Raw genomic sequence first — 24,590 nt, forward strand, 5'->3', positions numbered from 1 at the left:
AATTATTAATTAATGAGTTTATCTACTTTACCTATAGAATTTGAATTAACAGCCGCTAAAATCTTATCTGCTCATTATTTACATTCTCGCTTTAAATTGACAGCAGAAATTGAAAAAGGGCTTTTAGTAATTGATTTTCAAGGTTATTTTACCGAAACCTTTGATCCGAAAAACCGTCCTTATGCTAATCCTGTTAATGAATTTTATCGAAATAATAAGGTTGATTTTCGGCTATTTTGGGGGAGTGAACATCTAGCATTATCTGGCTGGTGGAGAAATGCTATTCTATCGCTTGAGTATACTCCAATACAGCAAGAATGGTTGAACGAAGACGGTGAAGAAATTTCTCGCCCCTATCCAGATGGTGATAAGTTCGAGGCAATTGCTGCTTCTTTATATCCAATTTTACAACGGTATTTTCCAATTTGAAGATTACGTCTAACAAGGAAAGTAGAGTTAAAATATTACTTACTAAATTTTATTAAAATATCTTTCATATTTAGCAATATTTTACTGAATAAAACAACTAAACTCAGTCAAAAATTAATACCAATTTGATTTGAAAAAATTATTCACTAATTGTTGGTAGAGACAGACTTCCGTAAGCATTAGGCGAATCAAAATGAACAGCAGCACCACCTTGGGGAAAGTGTTTCCGAGCTAAATAATGGCGGATTACTTGATGAATATCGTAAGCGTGACGAGCTACTTCTGGGATATTTTCATCTCTGATTCCAGAGTTTGATTGTTTTGATGTAACTTTGATAATAGACTTGAGTGATTTTAATGTATCAACTAATTCTTGATATTGCTCATCTGGCAACTCAGAAAATAACAAAGCTACTTCTTCAAGTTGTCCCATGTAAATTCGAGATAGAAGTTCGCAAGCTTTTGAAATTATGTTTAATTGTTCATCATTAAGTTCTAAATTTACCATGTTTGTCCTTCTCTATGATAAAGTTTTTAACACCTACTACTGCTCAAACCAGTTGAAGTTAGAACTTGCCCCGTGTTTTCGTCGGTCAGCCTCAGCACACGCTTTGCTATAAACCTCATCCCAACCACGAAGAAAATCTTTTTCATGAGATTCTAAATCCCCATACGGTACAGCCATTTCTCGTTCTAAAGCTTGTAATAATTCTTCAAAGGTCTGAAAATACCCAGGTTCGATTGAGATTGCTTCAAAGAAACTCAACCAATTATTTTTAAATTCTTGACGCAATAGTTGCAATGCTTCAACATTCATCTTCTTCAAAGATGGAGTCAGTGACAATCTCGCCATTTTTAACTCTTGAATAAATGCCTCAATATGCTGTTTTGCTTTTTTGTATTCAGGTGCTTGCTCCTCTAGCTGCAACGATGCCAAGTAGCGCGTGCAAACTTGTTGATAATTCTCAACGGTCGGTACAACTGGTGATAACGCAGCTTCCACTCGTTCTATTACTTCAGTTGCTCCATTGCAGTCTGGGTTTGTATTGCCAAAAAATTTTTGACGGTAAACGGCACTAAGCCTTTCTACAACAGGTTTGATCCCCTCAGCAATCCTGACGTGGGTAGTTTCGTAGGGGGCTTTGTGGCCTCGCCCACCTTTGGCTATTGGGTCAGTCATAAACTTGTTAACAGCTTACACTCGCTAAAATATAAACTTGTTAACATCTTTTGGGATCAACCTGTTAACAATTTTTAATTTTCCCTGGATTTGAAACTAAACTGTTTAGCTTGCCCTGGTGTCATCTACGCTATATCTACCCGTATTTACAAGCGCACCTGTGGAATATGTGATATTACGCCAAAACAGTTGTTTTTCTACTTTGAAGCTGATTTTTGAAGCATAAAATGGTTCTTGGCAACTTTTGGTGATCTCGCTTGGGGGAAGGCAGAGGGCAGAGGGCAGAAGGCAGAAGGGGGGAAAAAAAGAAGGAGGAAGGGATAGAATTGAATTACTAACTTCAAACTTTACTCCGTCAAACTTTTGGTATGGAATTGCTATACCACCTGTTACCTGATACAACAAACCTTCAACTGAAGAGATGGCAATTTGACAAAGTACAAGGGACGATTACGTTGATTGTCTCTGCGATGCAAACTGTCATTAATTGCCCAGTTTGTAACCACCCAACTCACCGAATTCATAGCCGCTACGAACGTAAGTTAACAGACCTGCCCTGGGCTGATTACAGTATTACCCTACAGTTACGGGTGCGAAAGTTTTTTTGCATTAACACTTTATGTAAACGGCGTATTTTTACCGAAAGGCTGACAAGTGTAACCGCACCTTGGGCGCGAAGGACTCAGCGTTTAGCGCAACGACTGAGCGCAATTGGTTTATCTGTGGGTGGTGCAGCAGGGGTAAGACTCTCACAGCAATGGGGGATAAAAGTTTCTCGCAACACACTGTTAAATTTAGTCCGCTCAATCCCACTGCCATCAATCGTAACGCCACATACTCTTGGGGTAGACGACTTTTGTTTTCGCAAATGCAAAACTTACGGCACAGCATTGATTGACCTGGAACGTAGCCGACCAATCGCTCTACTCAAAGACGCAAAAGCTGAAACCTTAGCAGAATGGTTAAAAGCTCACCCTGGTGTCAAAGTCGTCTCACGAGATCGGTCAAAAACTTATGAAAGTGGTATTCGTCAAGGCGCGCCAGAAGCCATTCAAGTTGCAGACCGTTTTCACTTATTGCAGAACTTATCTCAAACGCTCTATCAAGTCTTTGGTATTCACGCCAAAGTACTTAAAGAAGTGGAGAAACAAGTATTTAGTACTAATACTAAAGTGCATTTAGAGGTGGAAACAGCACTTGAAGAAGGCATTGGGGAATTGGATGGGGATACATACCCCACCCAATTGCAGACCACTGAAATTCAAAACTTGGCTGGGGGTCTTAAACCCTTTTTGGCAGAGAATACAGACGGATTGGCTGCACAGGAAAACCCTCAAACCAACCTTCTGCCGTCTGCCGTCTGCTCTCTGCCTTTCCCCGATAACCTTTCCATGATTGCTGAGACTAATAAAAGTTCAGTTGTGCCAAGGTTTCCCCAAAACACATCTTTAAAAAGAAAAGTTCAATCCGCCAAAGCACGGGATAGACGGAGGGAAATCCATGAGCAAGTTTGGAGACTGCGGTCTGTTGGCTTCTCAGGGCTAGCAATCGCTCAAGAGCTGGGAGTTTCTAAAACTACCGTATTCAATTACTTGCGTAGCTCAACTTTTACCGAACGTCGTGAACGTAGCGACCACGGTCTGAGTCTTCTCAACCCTTATCATGATTACCTCCTCAGTCGCTGGAATAGCGGGAACCACAACACCCAAGAACTGTTTGAAGAAATTCGCACCTGCGGCTATATCGGTGGTTATGCCACGGTCGCTCGCTTCACTCGTTATCTCAAGACCTTGCCCGGATTTGGGCCAGCAAAGTGTTCAAAGAAAAATGCGTCCCCTAGGGTTAGTTCTTCCTCCCATCGTCCTCTCACCCCCAGTCGCGTCACAGCTTTAGTCTTGCGACGACCAGAATTAATACAGCCTAATGAGCGTGAAATCATCGCTCAACTACAAACAGCCCATTCTGATTTGAAGTCAGCTATTGAACTAGCTCAACAGTTTGCATTCCTTGTGCGTCAACGCCTACCTGAGCAGCTCGATGCTTGGTTCAACAAAGCTAAAAACAGCTCTGTTTCTTTGTTGCGCTCCTTCGCTGTTAGTTTAGAGTCTGACTACAATGCTGTGAAAGCAGGTGTAACTATGTCAGTTAGTAATGGCCCAGTTGAAGGCCATATTAATCGCTTGAAAATGTTAAAGCGACAGATGTATGGTCGCGCCAAAATAGATTTACTTGAACGACGATTTTTGTTGGCTATTTGAGGAGAAAATTTTGACAATTTACACTTGATTATATGAGTTATAGAAATCAGTTTATCTGGCAAAGGGCGGTTCAACTTGCTATCAATTGTTATAAATTTACCCGCCTATTTCCTCAATCAGAATTGTATGGTTTAACCAGCCAAATCCGACGTTCTTCTGTATCTGTAGCATCCAATATAGCTGAAGGCTATGGAAGGCGCTCAAAGCCAGAATACATACAGTTTTTACATATTGCATTAGGCTCTTTGAGAGAACTTGATACCCAATTAATCATAGCTAAAGAAGTAGATTTAGCTGACAAAAACCTTTTCACTCCCCTATTGAATGAGGTCGAGGAAATGCAAAGTATATTAGTTGCTAGCTTAAACAAACTCAAAGCTTGAATTTATTACTTCTACCCTTCCGACTTCTGCCCTCTGCCCTCTGCCTTCTGCCTTGCCCCAACCAAGATCACCAAAAGTTGCCAAGAACCCATAAAATGATTAATGCTTTTTGAAGCATATCATGAGCTAAAAGTTTATTTTATGATTCAAATCACACTTATACTTCTTAGTAACACAAGAGTACAAAACTTTTTGGCTTCTTACTTTGTATGTCCATAGTATATAGGTGAATTCACCACCTTAAACGGGTGGTGAATTCTTGCTTTTGACTCTTCTTATTACAACTAAGAGTATTATCTCAAGATCTATTGGTTATGAGAAAGCTACATACAGTAACTTTTTGTCTATTAATAGAAACTGTTGTAGGAATTATCTGCCCTGATTGATTTTTAACTTGAATTCTACTACGTCAGGTAACTTAATTGCAAGTTATACCAAAGGTTAACCTATACATTAACTTTAAATTTATGAGTAGCATCTGTGGGATAAGTAGTAATAAGAATGACAACACTTTTAAACAGATGAGAAGTTATAAAATCACCTGTTTCTCCACTTGCCCAAATATTATAACCCGAAAAAGATGTCAAGGCTAAAATACATACATTAACATAAATCTATTTTTTTATTTTGTTTCTTCTAACAATTTCTACACATTTTTCTTTTATTATTAGTTTCACATTTATACATGAGAGTTTCATGAAACTCTTTAGCTTATTAGTAAAAAAACATTTAATCAGTAAGTATGAAATGAAGCAACACCTATAGGTATTTCTGCATCAATGCCAACCTCTCTAACTGAGAAACTGTAAACAGAACCATTACCAAGATTTTGTCTTTTTATCCTGTTAAGGTCGATATCAAACTTAGTATTAGGGGCAACTGGTTTGGCAAAAAATAATAGTATTCTTTTACCAGTGACAGTTACATTAGTATTAATTTTTTGTCCCTTTTCATCGACGGCATCGATATCTTGAATATTATTACTGATAATTATATTTGCTGGAATTTTGACAATTAGTTGAGTAACAGCTTTGCTATTTTGCGGAATGTGCAATCGGAAAGTATGCCTGAATTTTCCCCACTTAGTGGGAGGAAATTGTGTATTTGAATCAATATGAGGAACCTTATCATCATTTGTTCTGGCACTGGCATAGCTAGGAGCAATAATAGCTATACTATTTAGAGCTAAGACAACAGTGTAAACCAATAAATTCTTCATATTTACCTCTACGATAATCAAATAAATTAGCTAAATTACATCTCATTATTTATGATTTAATCTGCTCTTGATAGATATATTAAACTTAGCAAAGCTAAATTTGACTCCCTCATTTGCATAGTCATTAATCAAGAGAATTAGCCAGTTAGCAACCATTATCAGGTTTTAATTGTTAGTGATCTTTTTGTTGAAGAGGTATACTACCTCTATTTACTAGAATGACAACTCACAATGAAATCAAGATGAAATTTAAGCAGTTATAATTTAAATTTACAAATAAATTAAAGTGAAGGAATTTGAACTTCACCCACAGGAATCTCTACATCGCTACCAACAACTTTAGCCGATAGATGGTAAATAGAAAGAGAACCAGTAATTGGTTGTAGTACTTTATTGAAGTTAATTTGTAACTTACTAGTGCTAGAAGTAACAAGTTCAGGAAAATCTATAATAATTCTTTGACTACTTACTAAGATATTAATTTTAATTTTTTGACCTTGCTCATCCAATACGTCAACATCATTAGTTACAGCTACTTTGGGTGGAACGTCTATAATCAGCTGGGAAATAGGCTTGCCATTTTTAGGAATGTGTAGCTGGAATGTCTGTTTTACAAGTTGCCAACCAGTATGAATATATTGCGAACTATCCTCAATAGTACCTAGCTTATCGTTATCCGTTTTTGCAATTGCATAGTCAGCATAGCTCAGAGATGTGATAGCTAGATTACATACGGCAACATAAATCAGCATTCTCTTTGTTTGGATCATTCAATTAAGAAAATATATCAGCTAGATTGTAGATTTATTTTTAGCAAATAAACCTTTATAAAACCAGTTTGACAGGTCACTATGAAATTAAGATGAAATTCTTAGTGAATTTCTACAAAAATAGTACTGACTTAACCAGTTACCGTGTCTAAAAGTACTTCAGAGAAAATGCTGTTACAAACTCTGCTTAACCTAACTGTAATCATCGCAATAGCATTGCATTAACAAATACCACGACAGTTGAAGCACTCATGAACACTGCTGCTAAAGTTGGAGGAAGCAAGATACCTAAAGGATAGGCAACTCTCTTCAAAATGCTCAATGCGCTAGGTATTTGGTCATAGCACCCGGCACCATTTCAGTAGCGACGAGTGCATGACTTTGGTACTCAAATCATTGATTAAAACTAAACCGACCGTTGACTTTTTCACTGCCAATATTCGCTGTAACTTTCACTTGATATTGACCTGCCGCAATTTTATCTAATTTGGCAGCATAGTGTTTACCCTCAGCATCATATGTTAGGGGAACAGTTTTTTGCTTTCCATCTGGTGACTGAATATCAGCAGTAACTTTAGCATTTGGAATTGCTTCGTGTTTGTCACCTGTTTGCAAATATAAATCTAAGTGAGTTGCGCTATCTTCCTTTTCAGGTACTAACTCTAAGTGATATTTTCCTACTTCGACGACTTGAGAGTTTTTACGAAGTGAGCCGCCATGAGCAGATGTTTCAGTTTTGGTGGCTGGTTCAGTTTTATTAGTATTTTCTGTAGCAGCACCTGAAGGATTACTACTGGATTCAGAAGCTTGATTACTACAAGCTCCTAAAAATAACAACCCTGCACTTACAAAAACAATAAAACCTACTTTAAATGATTGCATGAACTTACTCCTGATTGGTTATGAGGAAAATTGCGAGCAATTATATGGTAATTGCATAGATATCTCTATATTTCCAGGGGGATATCTGGAAAGAATTAATAAATTAAGCGTCATATAACTGAACCTGGAGTGACTTGAATATCTTGTAATTCTGTAGTCTTTTTTGATATCAAGAATCTGCCAAATAGTGAATATAAGGCTGGCAAAACTAAGAGTGTTAAGGCAGTAGAGGTAAATAAGCCGCCTAACACTACAACTGCCAAAGGTTGCAAGATTTCCTTGCCTGCACCAGAACCAATTACTAAGGGAACCATACCTAGTGCTGATGAAAGTGCTGTCAGGAGAATTGCAACTAATCTTTCCATCGAACCGTCAACAATTACTTGTTTAAGTGGTGTCCCGTCTGCTAGGCGATTGTTATAGTTATCCACTAACAACAATCCATTACGAGTAGCTACACCAAATAGAGTGATAAAACCAACCATAGAGGCAACGGAAATAATCCCACCACTCAAGGCTACAGAGATGACACCTCCAATTAATGCCAGTGGCAAGTTAATCATAATCATGGCTGTGGCAGGAATCGACTTAACGGCAAAGTAAATCAATACAGAAATCACCGCGATCGCAACCGCACTCGCAATAATTAATGTCTGCGTTGCTTGCTCCTGTGCCTGAAACTGACCGCCAAATTGGACGTAGTATCCTCCAGGAAGTTGAATTTGTTTAACGCGATCGCGTACATCTTTAATTACAGAACCCAAATCCCGTCCAGCAACATTGGCAGAAACTACAATCAGCCGAGAAACGTTTTCACGATTAATGGTACTTGGCCCTGTGCCATACTCAACTTTGGCAACCTGAGATAAAGGAACTTTCTGCCCATTGGGTGTATCTACCAACAAGTTACCAATCACGTCTAAATTATTACGATAGCGTTCTTGCAACCAGACGACAAGATTAAACGTTTGTTGTTTCTCCAAGACTTGGGAAACTACTTTGCCATTCAGTCCAGTCTCAATTGTTTCTGCTAGTTCCCCCACAGTTAGCCCATAACGAGCTGCTGCATCGCGGTCAAATTGAATTTGAATTTGTTTAACTGGGACTTGGGGTTCTAGTTGCAGATCTACAATGCCGGGAATTCCATTCATGGCGGATTGTACCTGTTTTCCAAGGATGCGGAGTTGTTCGAGTTCGGGGCCGTAAATTTTGACAGCGATCGCACTTCTCACGCCTGAGAGGATATCGTCTATTCGGTGTGAGATAAATCCACCAATATTAGTTGCGACACCAGGAAGTTTTTCAAACTCTTTGCGGAGTGCCTCTACAGTCTTGTCCCGATTTTTTGCGCCTGCTTCACTAATCTGCACATCCAACTCACCAAAGTTTACCCCTGCCACTTCTGGATCTCCTTGAGCAAACCCAGAGCGCAACGCAATAAAATCGAAGCGGCGATCATTTTTCAATGAATCCATTACCGCTAAAGCTGCTTGGTCAGTTGCATCTAAGGATTCCCCAGGTAAAAGCACCATCGAATTGACCAAAGAGCGGTCTTGAAACTCTGGCAAGAAGACTTTTCCTAACCCAGGTAAGATAATCATTGATGCGATTAAGCCTGCAAGGGCAATTCCTAAAATCATCCTGGGGTAGCGAATTGAGAACTTCAGCGCCGGACGATAAAGTTGATGTGCTTTACGCTCTAGCCAAGTTTCTGTACTTGGTAAACGGCGATTTGCCAGTAGTAAGGCACATAATGCTGGAGTTAGTGTCAATGCAACCAAGGTAGAAGCAAGAATCGATAGTAAATATGCCATTCCCATCGGCGTGAAAATGCGACCTTCGACCCCAGACAAGACGAAAATTGGTGCAAAGACTACGGCAATAATAACTGTAGAAAATAGAACACTAACACGCACTTCTACTGATCCGTCAAACACAACTTGTAAAGGATTTTTCGGGTTACCTACTATTTGGTTTTCCCTCAAGCGGCGGTAGACATTTTCCATATCAACGATCGCATCATCTACCACTGAACCAATGGCAACTACTAGTCCACCCAAGGTCATTGTATTAATGCCTTGTCCAGTCCAGCTAAGAATAATCATCCCCAACAGTAATGACAGAGGCAGCGCACTCAGACTAATAATTACCGTGCGCCAGTTCATTAGGAAGATAATCAGGATGACTGAAACTATAATGATGCCATCACGCAGAGCTTCCTCAACGTTTTTAACCGAAGCTTCGATGAATAAATCTTGGTCAAAGGTTTTAGTAACCTTGACATCCTGGGGTAGCCCCGGCTTAATTTCTTCCATTGCTGCCTCTACAGCTTTGACAACAGTAGGAGTATCTGCCGCAGGTTGCTTAGAAACAGTTAAAATCACTGCTCGTTTGCCTTGGAATAGCCCATCTCCTCGTCTTAGCCCTGGGCCAATTTTCACCTCTGCTACCTGTTCCAGTAATACGGGTATTCCTTTAACTGCTTTAATAACTGAACGTTTAAGCTTATCAATGGATTCAATCCGCCCAATTCCCCGAATCAGTGTTTCTTGGTCAGGAGTAATCAAAAATCCTCCTGGCACGTTGACGTTAGCATTCTGTACTGCTTTGGTGACTTCGGGCAAGGATACATTGTACGCTTTGAGCTTATCTGGATCTACCAAGACTTGATACTGCCGCTCATCGCCACCATAAAGAAATACATTACTCACACCTGGGACAGCTAGTAAGCGATTTTTCACATCCCAGTTGGCAATGCGCCATACCTCCATCAAGTCGGTACTTTCAGATGAAAAAGCATATTTGACAGCCCATCCCAAAGGTGAATTTACAGGCAAGATTTCCGGCTGCTCAACTCCTTGTGGTAGTTTCACTCCTTGCAATCGCTCTGTTACTAGTTGACGCGCCCGGTAAATGTCAGTGTCCCAGCTAAAAACGGCTTTAACCGCAGAAATTCCAATAGCTGATGAAGACCGCAATGATTCCAATCCAGGTGTACCATTCATGGCACTTTCAATGGGGCGAGTCACTAAAGACTCAATTTCTTCTGGTGCGAAACCAGAAGCTTCCACTTGAATTTCTACTTGTGGCGGCGCAAAAGCCGGAAATACGTCAAGGGGCATTTGCCCGATAGAGTGGAATCCCCACAGGCTAATTAATATTGAGGCTATAACGATTAGCCACCTTTGAGCGATCGACCATTTAACAATGGAATTGAGCATTTTTGAGACCAATCAAGGGTTTTGCTTGACGATACACTGAACCCGTTTGAGATAATCTGACACTGTATTTAATTTCTCAAATGAAGATGAAATCAGGATGAAATCTAGTTTGAATATTTATGGCATAGTGTAGCTATGATTTGGTCGCTCTTATAGCTGTTCCCACATAGATATGCTAAAAGATAAATTTTCTGTGATATTGTCATCGCTCAAAAACTGCTTTTGGTACTTTGATATCCTCTACAATTGACGTAATACGCTTAGGTAGCAAGAATTTACCAAATTTGGCATATAAAGCTGGTAGAACGACTAGAGTTAGTGCCGTAGAAGTAAATAAACCACCCAATACAACTATCGAAAGTGGTTGAAGAATTTCCTTTCCCGGGCCACTCTCAATTACTAAAGGTGCTAATCCTAAAGCAGAGGTAAAAGCTGTCATCAAAATAGCATTTAGGCGTTCCATCGAGCCTTTAATCAAAACTTCTTTCAGTGGTATACCTTCAGCAAATTTGGTGTTGTAATTATCCACAAGTAACAAACCATTGCGGGTAGCAACACCAAATAAAGTGACAAAACCAACTAAAGAAGCAATAGATATCACTCCACCTGTCAAAGCTACTGAAAATATTCCTCCTACTAAGGCTAAAGGCAAATTAATCATAATCATGGCAGTCGAAGGAATAGATTTAACTGACAGATACATGATGACTGTAATTGCTACAAAAGCTATAGCACTCGAAATTAAGATATTCTGAGTTGCTCTTTCTTCTGCCTCAAATTGTCCAGCATACTGGATATAGTAACCAGCAGGTGGATGTACTTGTTGGTTAACTTTGTTTTGAATCTCATTGACAATAGAGCGTAAATCTCTACCACTAGCATTGGCAGAAACAACAATCAAACGGGATACGTTTTCTCTATTTATAGTATTAGGCCCAGTACCATTTTCAATTGCAGCAACTTGTGCTAAAGGAATCTTTTGACCGTTAGGAGTATCAACTAATAAATTGCGAATTGTATCTAAATTTTGCCTTGCATCTGGCTTTAACCACACAGCTAAATCAAAAGTTTGCTGTTTTTCTAAAACTTGAGATACTACTCGTCCATTGAGGGCGGTTTCAATAATTTCTGACAGTTTTCCTATTGTTAAACCATAGCGTGAAGCAGCAAGGCGATTGAATTTAATTTGTATTTGTTCAATCGGTATTTGGGGTTCTAGTTGTAAATCTACAATCCTATTTACGGTTTTCATTACATTATCAACTTGTTGCCCAATGGTACGGAGTTGCTCTAAGTCGGGGCCGAAGATTTTGACAGCGATCGCACTCCTCACCCCAGACAACACCTCATCCATACGATGTGAGATAAAACCGCCAATATTTGGTGCTACTCCTGGTAATTTAGCGAATTCCTGCCGTAACTTCTCAATCGTACCCTCCCTGTCTTTCATCCCTGCTTCGCTTAACTCAATATCCAAATGTGCCAAATTCACTCCAGCTGCGTCTCCATCTCCCGGCGCACGTCCAGAACGCAGTTGCACATATGGAAATCTAGCATCTCCTTTAAGTGCGTGCTGGAGTGTTTCACCAGCAGCATTAGTAGCTTCCAGAGATACCCCTGGGTAAAGAGTGAGTGTATTTACTAAAGTTTGCTCTTGAAACTCTGGTAAAAATATTCTGCCGAAAGAGGGAACAATTACAGCCGCAGCCACCAAACAAGCGATCGCTAAACCTAAAATAATTTGCGATCGCTTGAGTGAAAATGTGAGTACAGGATAGTAAAGTCGCTTAAAAAATCTCGCCACCCAAGGTTCTGTCTCTGGCAAGCGACCATGAGGTAGTAATATGGCACATAAAGCCGGAGTTACCGTCAATGCTGTGATACTTGAGGCGATAACTGCTGCCATATACCCTAATCCCATAGGGATAAAAATGCTACCTTCTACACCAGCTAAAGCAAATACTGGCGAAAACACAACTATGGTAATGATGGTAGCTCCAAATACCGAATCGCGTACTTCTTGACAACCGTCAAATACAACATCTAAAACCGGGCGCGGGTTGGGTGAATATTTATTTTCTCGCAGATTACGGTAGACGTTTTCAGCATCGACAATTGCATCATCAACGGCTGAACCAATTGCTACTGCTAACCCTCCCAAGGTCATAGTATTTAAACCTTGTCCGAGCCAATTTAGTAGTAGCACTCCTAATAATAAAGATAAAGGAAGCGCAGTTAAACAAATAGCTAAATTCCGCCAATTCATTAAAAAAGGAATCAGAATTAAAGCAACAATAATGCTACCTTCAATTAAAGCTTCTCGAACATTTTCAATAGAAGAATCAATATAGTTTTCTTGACGAAAAGTAGGTGTAACTTTGATATCTTTGGGCAATCCTGCTTGAATCTCTGACATTGCCTGTTCTATCGCACGAGTCACAGTAGGAGTATCGGCTTGAGGCTGTTTGTTAATCATGACAATAATTGCCTTTTCACCGTTAAAACTACCATCACCCCGTTTGATAGCTGCACCAATTTGCACATCAGCAACGTCAGAAATTTTGACAGGCGTACCATTACGAGCAGTAATTACTGATTGCTGTAATTCTTCAATAGATTCAATTCGCCCAATTCCTCGAATTAACTTTTCTCGGTCTGGAGTAATTAAATAGCCACCAGGAGCATTAATATTAGCAGCAGAAGCCGCTTGTTCTACATCTTCTAAAGTGACATTAAAGGCTCTTAGTTTTGCTGGATCGACTAATACTTGATATTGGCGAACATCGCCACCATAAGCCACAACTTGACTGACACCAGGCACAGCTAACAGGCGATTTGTCACTTGCCAATCAACAATTCGCCGCACTTCCATTAAAGAAGTATTTTCTGATGTAAAAGCGTATTGTAATACAGTGCCGATAGGAGAACTTGTAGGGGAAATTTGCGGAGTTTCTACCCCTGATGGCAGCTTACTTTGCGCTTGTTGTAATCGCTCTGTTACCAACTGGCGAGCCTGATAGATATCAGTGTTCCAGTTAAAAATGACTTTGACAACAGAAATTCCTGCTGCTGAAGATGAGCGTACTGCTGTAACTCCCGGAGTACCGTTAATTGCACTTTCAATTGGTAAAGTTACCAAAGATTCCAATTCTTCAGGGGCGAGTCCTGGTGCTTCAGTTTGGATTTCGACTTGGGGCGGTGCAAAGCTAGGAAAAACATCCAAAGGCATTTGGATAATCGTCCGAAATATCCAAATGGTCAGGATAATTGTACCCAGGATAACTAACCAACGGCGAGCGATCGCCCATTTAATAATTGCACTCAGCATCTTTATTGTTGAGTATTTTTAGTGATGATTATGACCTTTGATTCTTCAGGCGCACGATGGTTATCATCTAGGTTTATCGAATCATTGGCAGAATTTTCTGGTATGTTGTAGGCAAGTTCTGGCGTTACTTTAACCAGTTGAGGCTTGCTGCGACGACCTGCCATGAAAGCTACAACAGCTATTGCAACTCCTCCACCTGCTCCTAGCAACCACAACGTTACTGGTAAGGTAGATTTCACCTCTGTTGTTTGGGATAGAGCTTGTGTATGTTCGTCTGCTGTTGTCTTAGTATCACCCCGCAATGATTGTGCATAAAGTTGCGGTGCGCGCACAGTCACAATCATATCCCCCTCGAATAAGCCACTCTTGACCTCAACTGTATCTCCAGAGGTTTGACCCAAGGTGACTTCAACAGGCTGATAAGCATTACCATTTTGCAGATACACAACTTTTTTACCATTCGCGTCAACTACTGCTGAAGTTGGAATGGCTAAAGTGGCAGAGGACGTTTGGTCTGTCAAGACTTCTAGCTCTGCGAACATTCCTGGTTTGAGCTGTCCGCTTGAATTATTTACTTCTGCTTGAACTGGTACAACTCTTGTTTCTCCTTCTACCACCGTACCAATTCGAGAAATTCGTCCAGAAAAGGTACGATCTGGCATACTAGCAACTTTTAAACTGATTCTCTGACCAGTTCTTACCTTGTTTAAATCTTTTTCATAAATGTTAGCTGTAGCAAAAAGCTGACTGTCATTAACAATCGTCATTAATTTGCCACCAGCATCATTGAAAGTTTGCCCAATAGTCACTTCTCTATCAGCAACTTTACCAGAGATAGGCGCGGTTACTGTCACTAGTCCTTTAGCATTGGGAAGATTTCCCAGTTGAGCAAGTCGAGTTTGATAACTAGTATTACTACGATTAATATTTGACTTTGCTAGCTCGACTGATGCTTGAGCGCGTTTGAGTTGATTTTCGGCTTCAATAACATCCCGGCGGCTTTTGGCTTTAGTGAGTTCGGCTTTTGCTTGTGCTAACTGAGTTTGAGATTCCAAGGCATTGCGACGGGGTAAAGCGCCTGTATCAGCTAACTGCTTGTCTTTGTTGTACTTCTCCTGAGCAAAGTCAACTTGACTTTGTGCTTGGGCAATTTCCGAGTCGGCTATTTGTTGATATCGTTGATAATTTTGTTGAGCTAGTCTCAAGTCGGCTTCTGCCTGCTTTAAATCAGCTTGACCTTGTGCTAATTTATCCTGAGATTCTACACGCAATGTCACTAAATCTGGGCTGGTAACAACAGCAACAGGCTGACCTTTTTTGACTGATGCACCAGGTTCTACCAACAATTCAACGACTTTCGCCCCCTGTATTGGAGTAGTTACTTCTACTTTTTGGTTGGGAAGAGTTTCGATTTGTCCAGTGGTTTTAATGCCGATCACTAACCTTTGGCGTTGAACTGGCTCGACTTTAATCCCTAGCCGTTTGGCTGTGTCGGCATCAACTTGAATAGAATTATTAGTTGAGGTGGCTTCACTTCCTCCTTGAAATTCATTTCCATGTCCGCCATGAGCCATAACAAGTGTAGGACTTGCTAATAACAGCAGGCTCAGTAATGTGCTAGACACACAACCAATAGCTGTAGATGTTTGAGAACGCAGAGAGTTAGACATCGCTATTAAAAGCCCTTGGATATGGGACAGAAGGAATTGCGATCGCCTTCTCCTGTCGGAGACGCTACGCGGTAAGCGCAGCTATGCCCGCAGGGCTTTACGGCACTGCGCTCCCTTGCAATCGCTCAAAAGTGCTTTTAAGTTTCACCAAATGCACTCTTTTACTAGTCTTTCATTGAGAAATGAAATTAGGATGAAATCAAGCTTGAACAATTGCTGAAATCACCCTACACATACTTGGAATTTAAAGGCGAAACAATACCTTTATTGGTATTGCACACTTACTTTCTGCTTAACACAGATAATTTTGCTTACTGGTTATACCAGGACTTGCGCCACTGTTTCATTTGGTTAATCTCTGTTTGCTGCGAATCAATGATACTTTGAGCCAATTTCTTGATTTCAGGACGCTGAGACTTACTCAATGCATCTTTAGCCATTGCGATCGCACTTTCATGGTGCGGAATCATCGCATTTATAAACCGCAAGTCAAACTCAGTATCGGCAGATCCTAACCCGGATTTCTCACGAGGGAGAAAAAAACACCTGGATTAGCCAGATTTAGGATAAATTAATTGACACATTGTTGAATTCACCGCCGATTAAAAATATTTAGCAGTAAAAACCGAAGTAAAAAAGATATATAAAATACCTTTGACACAAAATATACTTAAGCACAAAAAATAGTGATAAAAATTGATATGACAAATTGTTAGGTTAAATTAATCAAAATCACCCCGAAAATAGTTATTTAAAACCAGAATTAGCCATTACTTATAAAACCAATTTTCTCATTATCCAGGGCAAGGAAGTCGAGATAAAAGCTCATAAATTGTCGCCAAAATTTCCTTGTAAGGACAAGCACGACTAATTTCGATTAAAACTCGTCTTTTGCTAATCGCAATAACAGCCCCTAGCTTTAATATTTTTGTGCGTATAGTTCCAATCGTTGCATTCTTGAATTCTGTATTGACTAAACATTTCTCTCGCATGAAATTCATTAAAATGTAGGCAATAGCTGTAAACCATAAACGTAATTGATTTCCAGCAAATGTATGTGTACTTGTTCTATCACTTTGTAAATCTAACTTTTGTTCTTTAAGGCAATTTTCCATGTTGCCTCGTGGGCAGTATTTTTGAGTATAAAGTTGTCCTGGAGGAATCTTCTTAACAGGGAGCGAAGTCACAACAAAGCGAGTCTTGACTTCTTCATTGCCATAATCTACCTTGGCTACAACACGACGGCTACGGCTCCAACTATCTAATGTTTGATAGTCCAGAGAACAATACCACACTGAGTTATCAACAAATTCTGCTGCATCTTTTTTTAAATCAGGTGTTCCAGGAAATAAGCTTTCAAAAAACTCGACTATAGGTTGAATTTTTCTCCAATATTCTTGGGATGCACGATACTTTATTGATTGCGATAGTTGGAGTAAACGAGGGTTTTCCGGAACTCCCAACACATAATCTATATCACTCTCAGACTCACACCAAGCCATTATCTCTTCTCTGCAATAAGCACTATCTCCACGAATAATAATTTTGACATTTTTCCATCGTGAACGTATTATTTTTATTACTCTTTGTAATTCTTCTAACCCCCATGCTGCTGGGTCTAAGTTCGATGCACGAAGCTTTGCTGCTAGTATTTGTTTACCGCAGAAAAGATAAAGTGGAGCATAACAATATCCCCTGTAATAGGGATTAAAGAATGTTTCTTCTTGATCGCCATGTACTAAATCATCCGTCACATCTAAATCTATTATTATCTGTCGCGGTGGCTTCTTATAAGATTCTAAAAATAGCTCAACTAAAAGTGTTTCTATCGCCAGAGCGTCATACTCAATACGGTGATACCGACTATTTTCTCTCGAATATACATTTTCTGGACAATGTTCGAGACGATTTAGGGTACTTTTTCCTGCCAAAGTGGTTAATTCTTGTTCTGAGTTAATAACGTTTCCTACCGCGAGTGCGAATATTGGGTCGTGACGTAGGGTTTCATGGTCATTTATATCCTCATACCCCATGATTAAGCCATATATCCTTTGTGCTATTAAGTTATGAACTGGATGTAAAACTTTATTTGAGTCTCTGTAATCTTTGAAACATCCTGCCAATCGTGATGTTATTTTTCTTTTTCTGTCTAGTTCCGCAATTAATGCTAATCCTGCATCCGATGTTACAGGCTCACCCTTGAAATTAACTACTACTGGACATGACTTTGCTTGTCCAAATATGAACTGTTCCGGTATAGAATGATTTTTACTTGGGGTCATGCTTTAAGCTGCTGGAATTCTTTTGCAACATACATTTTGGCAGTTTTTGACCCTCTTCTTTCAATCTTGGTGAGAAATCCGGGCTAAGTCCATATTCATCATCATGCCTTGCATCTGCTCGTGAGGCATTGGGACTGTTTTATCTGTTTTCGCATCATAAGCTACTGGGGTACTACTTGCAGAGGGATACCACGCTTTTCGCCATTGCCTTAACTGGGCAATTTCTTGGTCTTGAGCTTTGATGATTTCCGAAGCCAGCTTTTTGATTTCAGAACGTGTTGATTTCTCAAGTGCTTGTTTTGCCATATCAACAGCCCCTTGATGGTGCGGAATCATCGCATCAATAAAGCGCAAATCATAATTAGCGTCGGCTGAACCTAAATCCATTGTCATGTTGTGGTTCATCGTGCCAGCACCATGATTCATCATGCCACCGTCGTGATTCATCGGTTGCTTGTCACTCGTATCAGTAGCGGTGGTATTAGGGTTTGATGCCTGGTTTTGAGAATTAGTTGTAGAACAGGCTGTCAACACGCTACTGCTCAAAGAGGCGATCGCTACTAAGGCTAATGACAAAAATCTATTTGTTAAATTAAACATTTGCAAAATAACTAATTATTTAGAATATACTGTTGCCACTATATAGTTTGACAGACAAAAATGAAATCAGGATGAAATCTAATCTTGTTTATGGCACGCAGCAGTTATAAAAGATTAGAAATTTGTACTAAAGTTTTTAATTACAAAACTACTTATACATACTTAAATGAAATTAGGATGAAATAGTTATAGTCAATTAGTAATAAATATTCTTTATATCACGAGACAGAGGCAAGCATATTAGTAATTTTTTAACTTAAAGGCGAAAAGGTATGACCACTGCCTTTTGTGAAATTGATAACCTGAAATCGGAGGTATAATTATGACGACAACTCAATCTCACCAATCCTTGCTTGAAACTTGCATAGAAGCTTGCTTTAATTGCTTACGTGATTGTGAAAACTGTGCCGATTCCTGCTTAAATAGCAATATGGTACAGATGATGGCTCAATGTATTAAACTATGCCGAGACTGTGCTGATACTTGCGCTCTCTGCGCCCGTTTCATGTCGCGCAATTCTGCTCTCCATGCTCAAATGTGTGAAATTTGTGCGGAAGCTTGCGATCGCTGTGCTAGCGAATGTGAAAAACACGATAGCGACCATTGTAAACGCTGTGCTGCATCTTGTCGTCGCTGCGCCGAGTCTTGTCGCCAAATGGCTACAGCTATGGTGTAAGTATGTATAATTGCTGACTGCTGCGTTGCAATTTATTTATGCTGCGGTCAGCGATCGCAATTTAAATAAAAGTACTAAACAGCATTATTATATTTTTTACTGCTTATGCTTTTAAGATACAAATATTTTATATTTAAACAAATACTTTTTATTTTTTAAATTAATTTAGATGTATTGAAATTTACTCAAATATAATATGTAATTAAATTTCTTGTTAGAAGCTGTAACTACCTATTATAAATTACTATAAAAAAGTCGTGATAATAGAAACTACGACTTTAACTAACGCCTATTTGCTAAAACAGCAAGTAGGTAATTTTTTATGAACCAACCTGAATGGTTAGAAGCAAATAAGCAGGTTTATTCCAAAGAACATGGTGTTATCCATATCGCCGCCATCATTGAGAAAAACCTTTACTTTAAAAAGGGCAGTTTAAATCAAATTATTTTTGACTGGGAGCATGAGGTAAATAACGGTAATTTATTACCTCTAAACCAAGCACCAACAGGTAAAAGCATTCTCTACCAAGAGATAGCTGCTATTCTTGATGGATCTGGAAAACTACAAAACTGCGAAGTAATTCCTGCTCAAGAAGCTAAACTTTATCCCATCCCGGATGATATTCACCCTCTAGTTAAACTGGCTTTAAGTAAGTCAGGAATCGCCCAACTATACTCTCATCAAGTCGAGGCATGGCAAGCTTACAAAAAAGGAGAAGATATAATTCTTCAAACTCCTACCAGCAGTGGTAAAAGTATCTCTTTTCTCATTCCAATCATTCATGAGTGTCTAAAGGGTAAATCAGCTTTAATATTCTTTAACTTGAAAGCACTTGCATTTGACCAAGTAGAGAAAATACGTTCCTTTGTTAGCCACTTAAATGAAAATATTCGCCCCCAAATTCTCAATATTAATGGAGATATTCCTCCCCAAGAGCGCAAACAACTTTACAGCAATAAACCCTCAATTTTATGCGTGACTCCTGATGTATGGAACCACGAACTTAACAACTTTCAATTCGATTCAAATTGGGGATTTAGAGAAACTATTAGAAAACTTTCAATTATAGTCTGTGACGAAATGCACTTTTATCAAGGCATATTTGGTTCGCATTTTGCACTACTTAATCGGCGAACTCAACTCATGATAGAATCTGTCGGTAATGATATTTCAAAATTACAGTACATCTTCGCTTCTGCAACAATTAGTAACAGCAGCGAAATTGCCCAGAAGATATCTAATCGAGAAGAACAAAGTAACCTTGCTATTATTGACCAAAGTGGGGCAAAACGCTCGGAGATTACTTTTATTAGCCTCAAACCACGGAACAATACATTTTACCAAACTGCCCAAGTCGCAGCTATGCTCGTAAGTAAAGGCATCGTCGGGATTTGTTTCTGCGATAGTAGGGAACTAGTTAAGGTTTTAACTAATGCCATACGTAAAGCTTTAATCGAGATGCAACTGCCCCACCTGGGAGAAACCATCTCAGCATTTTATGGGAGCATGAAGGCAAATCAGCGTAACAAAATTATTGCAGATATACAAAGCGGGAAGGTCAAGTTCATTATATCCACAAGTGCTTTGGAGGCGGGTCTAGATATTGGGTGTATTGATGCAACTATCGTACATAGTTACCCTGGCTCAATTCTTGCCTTTCGCCAAAGGGCAGGACGTGCGGGGAGGCAGGAAGCAGGACTATTGGTGTTTATTCCGTCGAAAAGGTCGATTATGGATTCTTACTACGCCAATTACCCAGAACGCCTTTTATCCGATCCTCCAGAAATTATCAACTTTAACCACAATTATGAAACAACTTTGGAGCAGCATATTCTCGCTTGTTGCAAAGAAAGTAAACCGACACAAGCTCAAATTGCCCGACATTTTGGTAATTCTGGTAATGCGATCGCCCGACAGTTAATCGGTGATAATCAACTAATCTTCAGCTACAATCAAAGACTGACAACTAATCGAAATCTCGGTTATGTCCACTCAAAAATTAAAGTTAGAGGTAACACTGACCAAAACATCAGTTATATCAATCAAGATAGCGCAGAAGAGTTTGAGGAAAGTTCGGCATCTTCTGCACTAAGAGAAGTTTACCCTGGTGCAATATATCTTGCTCAAGACTTTGATGGCAACCCCGTACAGTATAAATCAAAAGAGCTAAATTTAACCGAAGGGAAAGCAATTCTCAAGCCAATTGAAGCAACCAATTTATTTAGTCGTCCTGAAGGAAGCTTAAATTTCGAGGAAATTAAAATTGTCGGGGAAGCCAAAATTATCAATCTTCCCCAAGGGGCTGCTAGATTTACACCTGTTTCAGCCAAAATCAAAGAAGAAATTTATGGCTACAACTTGTACAGACTGGAACAAAAATGGACTTGCACTAATAACAGATGTCGCAATTTCAATTTAAATTTACCTGGGCATTTACAAACTTGCCCTACTTGTAAAACCCAACTGATTGAACGAGAATTTGTCGAACTCTTGGAGGAAAATAAATACGAAGAATCACTTGCTCTTAACTACAATACATTCTGTGTCAGGGTTGAAATTAACGCTGATGCACGAAAATATTTTTCAATTTTGGTCAAAAATCACAGAAAAGAGATACTTAACAAACAGAAATATATTACCCATGAGGAGAAACAACTATTTGAAAGCAATGAAACCCAAATTTGCGTTCATACTCTCGCTCATCACCTTATACTCAGTTTACCACTTGTCGAACATGGAGCAAACAGTCGAGATATAGATTTCATGTTAGTAGAAGTGCCGTCTAATACTAAGATAGTTGGCTATTTCTTTGATACTTGTGAACATGGTACAGGTATGTGCGATACCCTCATCAAGTATTTAGAGACTGCCTTTATTAAGGCAAAGTTTCTAGTCGATAATTGTCCTTGTAAATACGGCTGCTCTTCTTGTACAACAATTCAACGCTGCCCTGATGATAACGAAGCACTGTTTAAATCAGTTGGGTTATCTCTACTCAAGGGAATAATTAATCCAACAGAGACAAGAACTATTAATCAATAGTTAAGATAATCCTATCCAGCTTGGGTAGGATTATTTTTTTAGTAATTCAACCACATACATCGCTTACGCACAAGATTGATGAAAGTTTTGAGAATAAGTGATGTACGTCGAACTATTAGCTGATTCAAATCCAAATCCCAAAAGGTTTCAAATTATTCATGCACCATCATATTTACTTATAGAAACAAATTTTCAAATAGGAGATTTTGTCGAGTCGAACAATATTGATTTTATTATCAATCATGCTGTAAATCTAGGTTATCAGGTGAAAATATCCCATCCTGAAACCCAACACTATAATAAATATCCTCTTCCCAAAATCAGTGATGAACTAGCTGATTTGATAATTAATTATCCATCAGACTTAAAACTGCGAACTAATGGGATGGTTTTTGAACAAAGGGCATATTTAATGTCTAAGGTTTACGATGAAGTGTGCCAAAATCTTGAATCAAAAGCTCTTTTAAGAGAAGCAGAGTATTGGCTGATAAATTACGCACGAGAAGTAATTGCCAAGCAATGTCATTACTTACCAGATATCCTAATAAAATTAGATAATCCAACTGTGAGAGCAATGGCAATAGATACACTCATGCTCTGGCAACCAGATTGGAACAAGGCTATCTCTCAATATAGAGGAAGTAAATTTGAGGCTGGCAATAATGAATTTGAGGTTATCAGCTACTATCACAATCAAAAAAAGAAGGGTAGGGAGGGAATAATGGTACTGTGCAAGGTAACAAAAACTATGAATAACCATCTTGAATTTCCTACCTTTCCTTGCAATGCAAACTGTACTCTTGGGACTTACCAAGTCGAAAATGCACTTAACAAAAGGTTAGCTTAAAACATAATCACTATCTGAAATATTAATCATGGACGAGCAACAAATCAACTATTTCATAACAGGTATTTGTACGTTTCACTGGAATGCTGATTTTCATAAATTCTGTCAAGTTTGCAACTTTGACCCTAACCACACCTATTCAAAAGAGAAATGGCAGCAGTGGCAACAATTTGTATCCGGTATCAAAGCGTTTGACCAAAATACACTTGTTAAGCTAGTTGAAGCTGGCCATCAATTAGCACCACAGTCATAATCTCAAACCACTACGGTCACTAACGCACTCGTGCATGAATTATCGAAATAATTAGCCACATGAATTCATGCACGCCCAAATCCGTCATTTGGTATCTTCGCTTGACAACCTACCCGAAGAATGGCGAATCGTTCCTACCTTTGGTAAACGTCCTTTAGGGAAAGAATGGGAAAAAAACACTTACTCTCCCAAAGAACTACAAACTGAACTCATCCGCCGTCGGCTAAAAGTTTGGACAAATAACAGATTTATCACACCCACTGGTGTAGCTTTGGTATGCGGTTTCAATCATCCCGAAGGATACTTAGTAGCTATTGACTGCGATGGGGAAACATCCTGGCGACAAATCATCCAAATTAACGAACATTCTGAACCAGAAGAATTTAATCAGCTAACACCCATCAGCGAAACTCCTATGGAGTCGTTATGCGATCGCGCTCAAAAATATCTCCCTCCCACAATTGCATTTACCTCTGGGAGGAAATATCGCAGCCAACGCCTATACCTCATTCCCAAATCAAAAGCTTGGGAAGTAAAATCTCGCAAAATCAAAACTGGGAAGGACGAACACCTGGAGTTTCGAGGCAAAAACCTAGCTTCAATCCTCCCCCCGTCCTTTCACCCAGAAGGTAGAAATTACAAATGGCTTCCCGGCTGTAGTCCATCTGAAAGGCAAATAGAAATAGCTCCCGATTGGGTAATTGCCCAAATGCTTGCCAAACAGGAGAAAACAAGAAAGTTTAACCTACCCAAAGAAAAATATAACCGCAGATATGGGGTAGATAGGTACGCTCATTTAATTCCCTCAATAGAAACCAATATTCAAACCGCACTTGTACTACTTGAAGTCATCCACCCTCGGTTTGCAGATGACTACCATTCGTGGATTCAAGTCGGGATGGCACTCAAGAGTGTTAGTCCCATTTTATTTAAAGCATGGGACACCTGGAGCCAACTTTCTCCTAAGTACAAACCAGGCGAATGCGCCTACAAATGGCAGTCTTTTAACAAGACAGGTATCACCATCCGCACTTTATTTAGATTAGCTAATCTCTCTTAATCATGAGTAATCAAACATCACATGACGAGAATATAACTGGCTTTGAAGATAACTATAGCAGTAAAGATTTTAATCCTGAGATTCAGGATAATCTAAATTTAGAAGAAACATTAGATGAATCAGTAAATACTAAAGTTATAAGTCAAGATTCATCTAGCGGGATAACTTTTACCAAAACCGCCATAATCACAATTCAGTTAACACCAAATTCTGAAAAAGCAATTGTCTCAATTGGAATTCAAGATGCACCTCCGATTATTAAGATAATTCCTCTAGCTGAGATTAAATCTCAGCCTATCATAAATAACTGGCTAAATGATTTAGAAAAATCTCTCCCAGAAATGCTAAATATTTGCAAACAAAGGATGGAAAAGCAGACTACAGAGCAGAATCGACAGGAACAATCCAGACAAGTACAAAAGCGTAACCTACCTGAAGATAAAGATAAAAAACCTGCACCTAACAACCAACTGTCACTATTTTAATTAC

Annotated in this window: 18 protein-coding genes and 2 pseudogenes; 9 read left to right on the forward strand and 11 right to left on the reverse strand. The window is 39.2% G+C overall.

Annotation, left to right across the window (positions count from 1 at the left end):
• The first annotated feature begins 12 nt into the window (after positions 1–12).
• The gene (locus ACFG4S_RS33995; RefSeq protein ID WP_103125779.1) at positions 13–429 is read left to right on the forward strand and encodes a hypothetical protein; all 417 of its coding nucleotides are present in this window, start codon (positions 13–15) and stop codon (positions 427–429) included.
• A gap of 139 nt (positions 430–568) precedes the next feature.
• On the opposite strand, the gene ACFG4S_RS34000 is transcribed toward ACFG4S_RS33995, so the two are convergent.
• Together ACFG4S_RS34000 and ACFG4S_RS34005 are read right to left on the reverse strand one after the other, a co-directional pair.
• A complete protein-coding gene (locus ACFG4S_RS34000; protein WP_245894945.1) occupies positions 569–937 on the reverse strand; it encodes a hypothetical protein in 369 nt (122 codons plus the stop codon).
• Between the two features lie 36 nt (positions 938–973).
• Complete coding sequence (locus tag ACFG4S_RS34005; protein ID WP_103125777.1) at positions 974–1,609, reverse strand: hypothetical protein; 636 nt, start codon at positions 1,607–1,609, stop codon at positions 974–976.
• A 368-nt stretch (positions 1,610–1,977) separates the two neighbouring features.
• On the opposite strand from ACFG4S_RS34005, the gene ACFG4S_RS34010 reads away from it, so the two are divergent.
• Together ACFG4S_RS34010 and ACFG4S_RS34015 are read left to right on the forward strand one after the other, a co-directional pair.
• The gene (locus tag ACFG4S_RS34010) at positions 1,978–3,867 is read left to right on the forward strand and encodes an ISL3 family transposase (RefSeq protein WP_392529995.1); all 1,890 of its coding nucleotides are present in this window, start codon (positions 1,978–1,980) and stop codon (positions 3,865–3,867) included.
• A 32-nt stretch (positions 3,868–3,899) separates the two neighbouring features.
• Positions 3,900–4,250 carry a four helix bundle protein gene (locus ACFG4S_RS34015; RefSeq protein ID WP_094343524.1) on the forward strand — a complete coding sequence of 117 codons (351 nt, stop codon included), beginning with the start codon at positions 3,900–3,902 and terminating at the stop codon, positions 4,248–4,250.
• A 733-nt stretch (positions 4,251–4,983) separates the two neighbouring features.
• On the opposite strand, the gene ACFG4S_RS34020 is transcribed toward ACFG4S_RS34015, so the two are convergent.
• From ACFG4S_RS34020 to ACFG4S_RS34060, 9 genes and pseudogenes are all read right to left on the reverse strand, one after another.
• Positions 4,984–5,469, reverse strand: coding sequence for a DUF2808 domain-containing protein (locus ACFG4S_RS34020; protein ID WP_392536253.1), 486 nt, complete (start codon positions 5,467–5,469; stop codon positions 4,984–4,986).
• A gap of 281 nt (positions 5,470–5,750) precedes the next feature.
• A complete protein-coding gene (locus ACFG4S_RS34025) occupies positions 5,751–6,221 on the reverse strand; it encodes a hypothetical protein (protein WP_190970138.1) in 471 nt (156 codons plus the stop codon).
• Positions 6,222–6,632: 411 nt separating this feature from the next.
• Complete coding sequence (locus ACFG4S_RS34030; protein ID WP_190970139.1) at positions 6,633–7,121, reverse strand: hypothetical protein; 489 nt, start codon at positions 7,119–7,121, stop codon at positions 6,633–6,635.
• A gap of 110 nt (positions 7,122–7,231) precedes the next feature.
• On the reverse strand, positions 7,232–10,342 hold the full coding sequence (locus ACFG4S_RS34035; protein ID WP_392536254.1) for an efflux RND transporter permease subunit: 3,111 nt from the start codon (positions 10,340–10,342) through the stop codon (positions 7,232–7,234).
• A gap of 202 nt (positions 10,343–10,544) precedes the next feature.
• Positions 10,545–13,670: an efflux RND transporter permease subunit gene (locus ACFG4S_RS34040; RefSeq protein ID WP_392536255.1), complete on the reverse strand. Its 3,126-nt coding sequence runs from the start codon at positions 13,668–13,670 to the stop codon at positions 10,545–10,547.
• Between the two features lie 2 nt (positions 13,671–13,672).
• A complete protein-coding gene (locus ACFG4S_RS34045) occupies positions 13,673–15,340 on the reverse strand; it encodes an efflux RND transporter periplasmic adaptor subunit (protein WP_392536256.1) in 1,668 nt (555 codons plus the stop codon).
• A 311-nt stretch (positions 15,341–15,651) separates the two neighbouring features.
• Positions 15,652–15,855, reverse strand: a pseudogene (locus ACFG4S_RS34050) (DUF305 domain-containing protein); the annotation flags it as partial.
• A gap of 279 nt (positions 15,856–16,134) precedes the next feature.
• Complete coding sequence (locus ACFG4S_RS34055; RefSeq protein WP_392530136.1) at positions 16,135–17,622, reverse strand: IS1380 family transposase; 1,488 nt, start codon at positions 17,620–17,622, stop codon at positions 16,135–16,137.
• A gap of 84 nt (positions 17,623–17,706) precedes the next feature.
• Positions 17,707–18,222, reverse strand: a pseudogene (locus ACFG4S_RS34060) (DUF305 domain-containing protein); the annotation flags it as partial.
• Between the two features lie 322 nt (positions 18,223–18,544).
• On the opposite strand from ACFG4S_RS34060, the gene ACFG4S_RS34065 reads away from it, so the two are divergent.
• The 6 genes from ACFG4S_RS34065 (at position 18,545) to ACFG4S_RS34090 (ending at position 24,586) form a co-directional block, all read left to right on the forward strand.
• Complete coding sequence (locus ACFG4S_RS34065; protein ID WP_096585838.1) at positions 18,545–18,898, forward strand: four-helix bundle copper-binding protein; 354 nt, start codon at positions 18,545–18,547, stop codon at positions 18,896–18,898.
• Positions 18,899–19,220: 322 nt separating this feature from the next.
• Complete coding sequence (locus tag ACFG4S_RS34070) at positions 19,221–21,941, forward strand: DEAD/DEAH box helicase (protein WP_392536257.1); 2,721 nt, start codon at positions 19,221–19,223, stop codon at positions 21,939–21,941.
• A gap of 100 nt (positions 21,942–22,041) precedes the next feature.
• Positions 22,042–22,788 (forward strand): hypothetical protein, encoded by a 747-nt coding sequence (locus ACFG4S_RS34075; protein ID WP_392536258.1) that lies wholly within the window; start codon positions 22,042–22,044, stop codon positions 22,786–22,788.
• 28 nt (positions 22,789–22,816) lie between these two features.
• Positions 22,817–23,041, forward strand: coding sequence for a hypothetical protein (locus tag ACFG4S_RS34080; protein ID WP_096585832.1), 225 nt, complete (start codon positions 22,817–22,819; stop codon positions 23,039–23,041).
• Between the two features lie 67 nt (positions 23,042–23,108).
• Positions 23,109–24,101 carry a bifunctional DNA primase/polymerase gene (locus ACFG4S_RS34085; protein WP_392536259.1) on the forward strand — a complete coding sequence of 331 codons (993 nt, stop codon included), beginning with the start codon at positions 23,109–23,111 and terminating at the stop codon, positions 24,099–24,101.
• Positions 24,102–24,103: 2 nt separating this feature from the next.
• Positions 24,104–24,586: a hypothetical protein gene (locus tag ACFG4S_RS34090; RefSeq protein WP_392536260.1), complete on the forward strand. Its 483-nt coding sequence runs from the start codon at positions 24,104–24,106 to the stop codon at positions 24,584–24,586.
• Positions 24,587–24,590 lie beyond the last annotated feature (4 nt).

The organism is Nostoc sp. C117, from assembly GCF_043099735.1.
GTDB lineage: Bacteria > Cyanobacteriota > Cyanobacteriia > Cyanobacteriales > Nostocaceae > Nostoc.

Bases quoted from the DNA above. Each gene is read 5' to 3' on its own strand.
- ACFG4S_RS33995 (WP_103125779.1), top strand. From the start codon at position 13: ATGAGTTTATCTACTTTACCTATAGAATTTGAATTAACAGCCGCTAAA.
- ACFG4S_RS34000 (WP_245894945.1), bottom strand. From the start codon at position 937: ATGGTAAATTTAGAACTTAATGATGAACAATTAAACATAATTTCAAAA.
- ACFG4S_RS34005 (WP_103125777.1), bottom strand. From the start codon at position 1,609: ATGACTGACCCAATAGCCAAAGGTGGGCGAGGCCACAAAGCCCCCTAC.
- ACFG4S_RS34010 (WP_392529995.1), top strand. From the start codon at position 1,978: ATGGAATTGCTATACCACCTGTTACCTGATACAACAAACCTTCAACTG.
- ACFG4S_RS34015 (WP_094343524.1), top strand. From the start codon at position 3,900: ATGAGTTATAGAAATCAGTTTATCTGGCAAAGGGCGGTTCAACTTGCT.
- ACFG4S_RS34020 (WP_392536253.1), bottom strand. From the start codon at position 5,469: ATGAAGAATTTATTGGTTTACACTGTTGTCTTAGCTCTAAATAGTATA.
- ACFG4S_RS34025 (WP_190970138.1), bottom strand. From the start codon at position 6,221: ATGCTGATTTATGTTGCCGTATGTAATCTAGCTATCACATCTCTGAGC.
- ACFG4S_RS34030 (WP_190970139.1), bottom strand. From the start codon at position 7,121: ATGCAATCATTTAAAGTAGGTTTTATTGTTTTTGTAAGTGCAGGGTTG.
- ACFG4S_RS34035 (WP_392536254.1), bottom strand. From the start codon at position 10,342: ATGCTCAATTCCATTGTTAAATGGTCGATCGCTCAAAGGTGGCTAATC.
- ACFG4S_RS34040 (WP_392536255.1), bottom strand. From the start codon at position 13,670: ATGCTGAGTGCAATTATTAAATGGGCGATCGCTCGCCGTTGGTTAGTT.
- ACFG4S_RS34045 (WP_392536256.1), bottom strand. From the start codon at position 15,340: ATGTCTAACTCTCTGCGTTCTCAAACATCTACAGCTATTGGTTGTGTG.
- ACFG4S_RS34055 (WP_392530136.1), bottom strand. From the start codon at position 17,622: ATGACCCCAAGTAAAAATCATTCTATACCGGAACAGTTCATATTTGGA.
- ACFG4S_RS34065 (WP_096585838.1), top strand. From the start codon at position 18,545: ATGACGACAACTCAATCTCACCAATCCTTGCTTGAAACTTGCATAGAA.
- ACFG4S_RS34070 (WP_392536257.1), top strand. From the start codon at position 19,221: ATGAACCAACCTGAATGGTTAGAAGCAAATAAGCAGGTTTATTCCAAA.
- ACFG4S_RS34075 (WP_392536258.1), top strand. From the start codon at position 22,042: ATGTACGTCGAACTATTAGCTGATTCAAATCCAAATCCCAAAAGGTTT.
- ACFG4S_RS34080 (WP_096585832.1), top strand. From the start codon at position 22,817: ATGGACGAGCAACAAATCAACTATTTCATAACAGGTATTTGTACGTTT.
- ACFG4S_RS34085 (WP_392536259.1), top strand. From the start codon at position 23,109: ATGCACGCCCAAATCCGTCATTTGGTATCTTCGCTTGACAACCTACCC.
- ACFG4S_RS34090 (WP_392536260.1), top strand. From the start codon at position 24,104: ATGAGTAATCAAACATCACATGACGAGAATATAACTGGCTTTGAAGAT.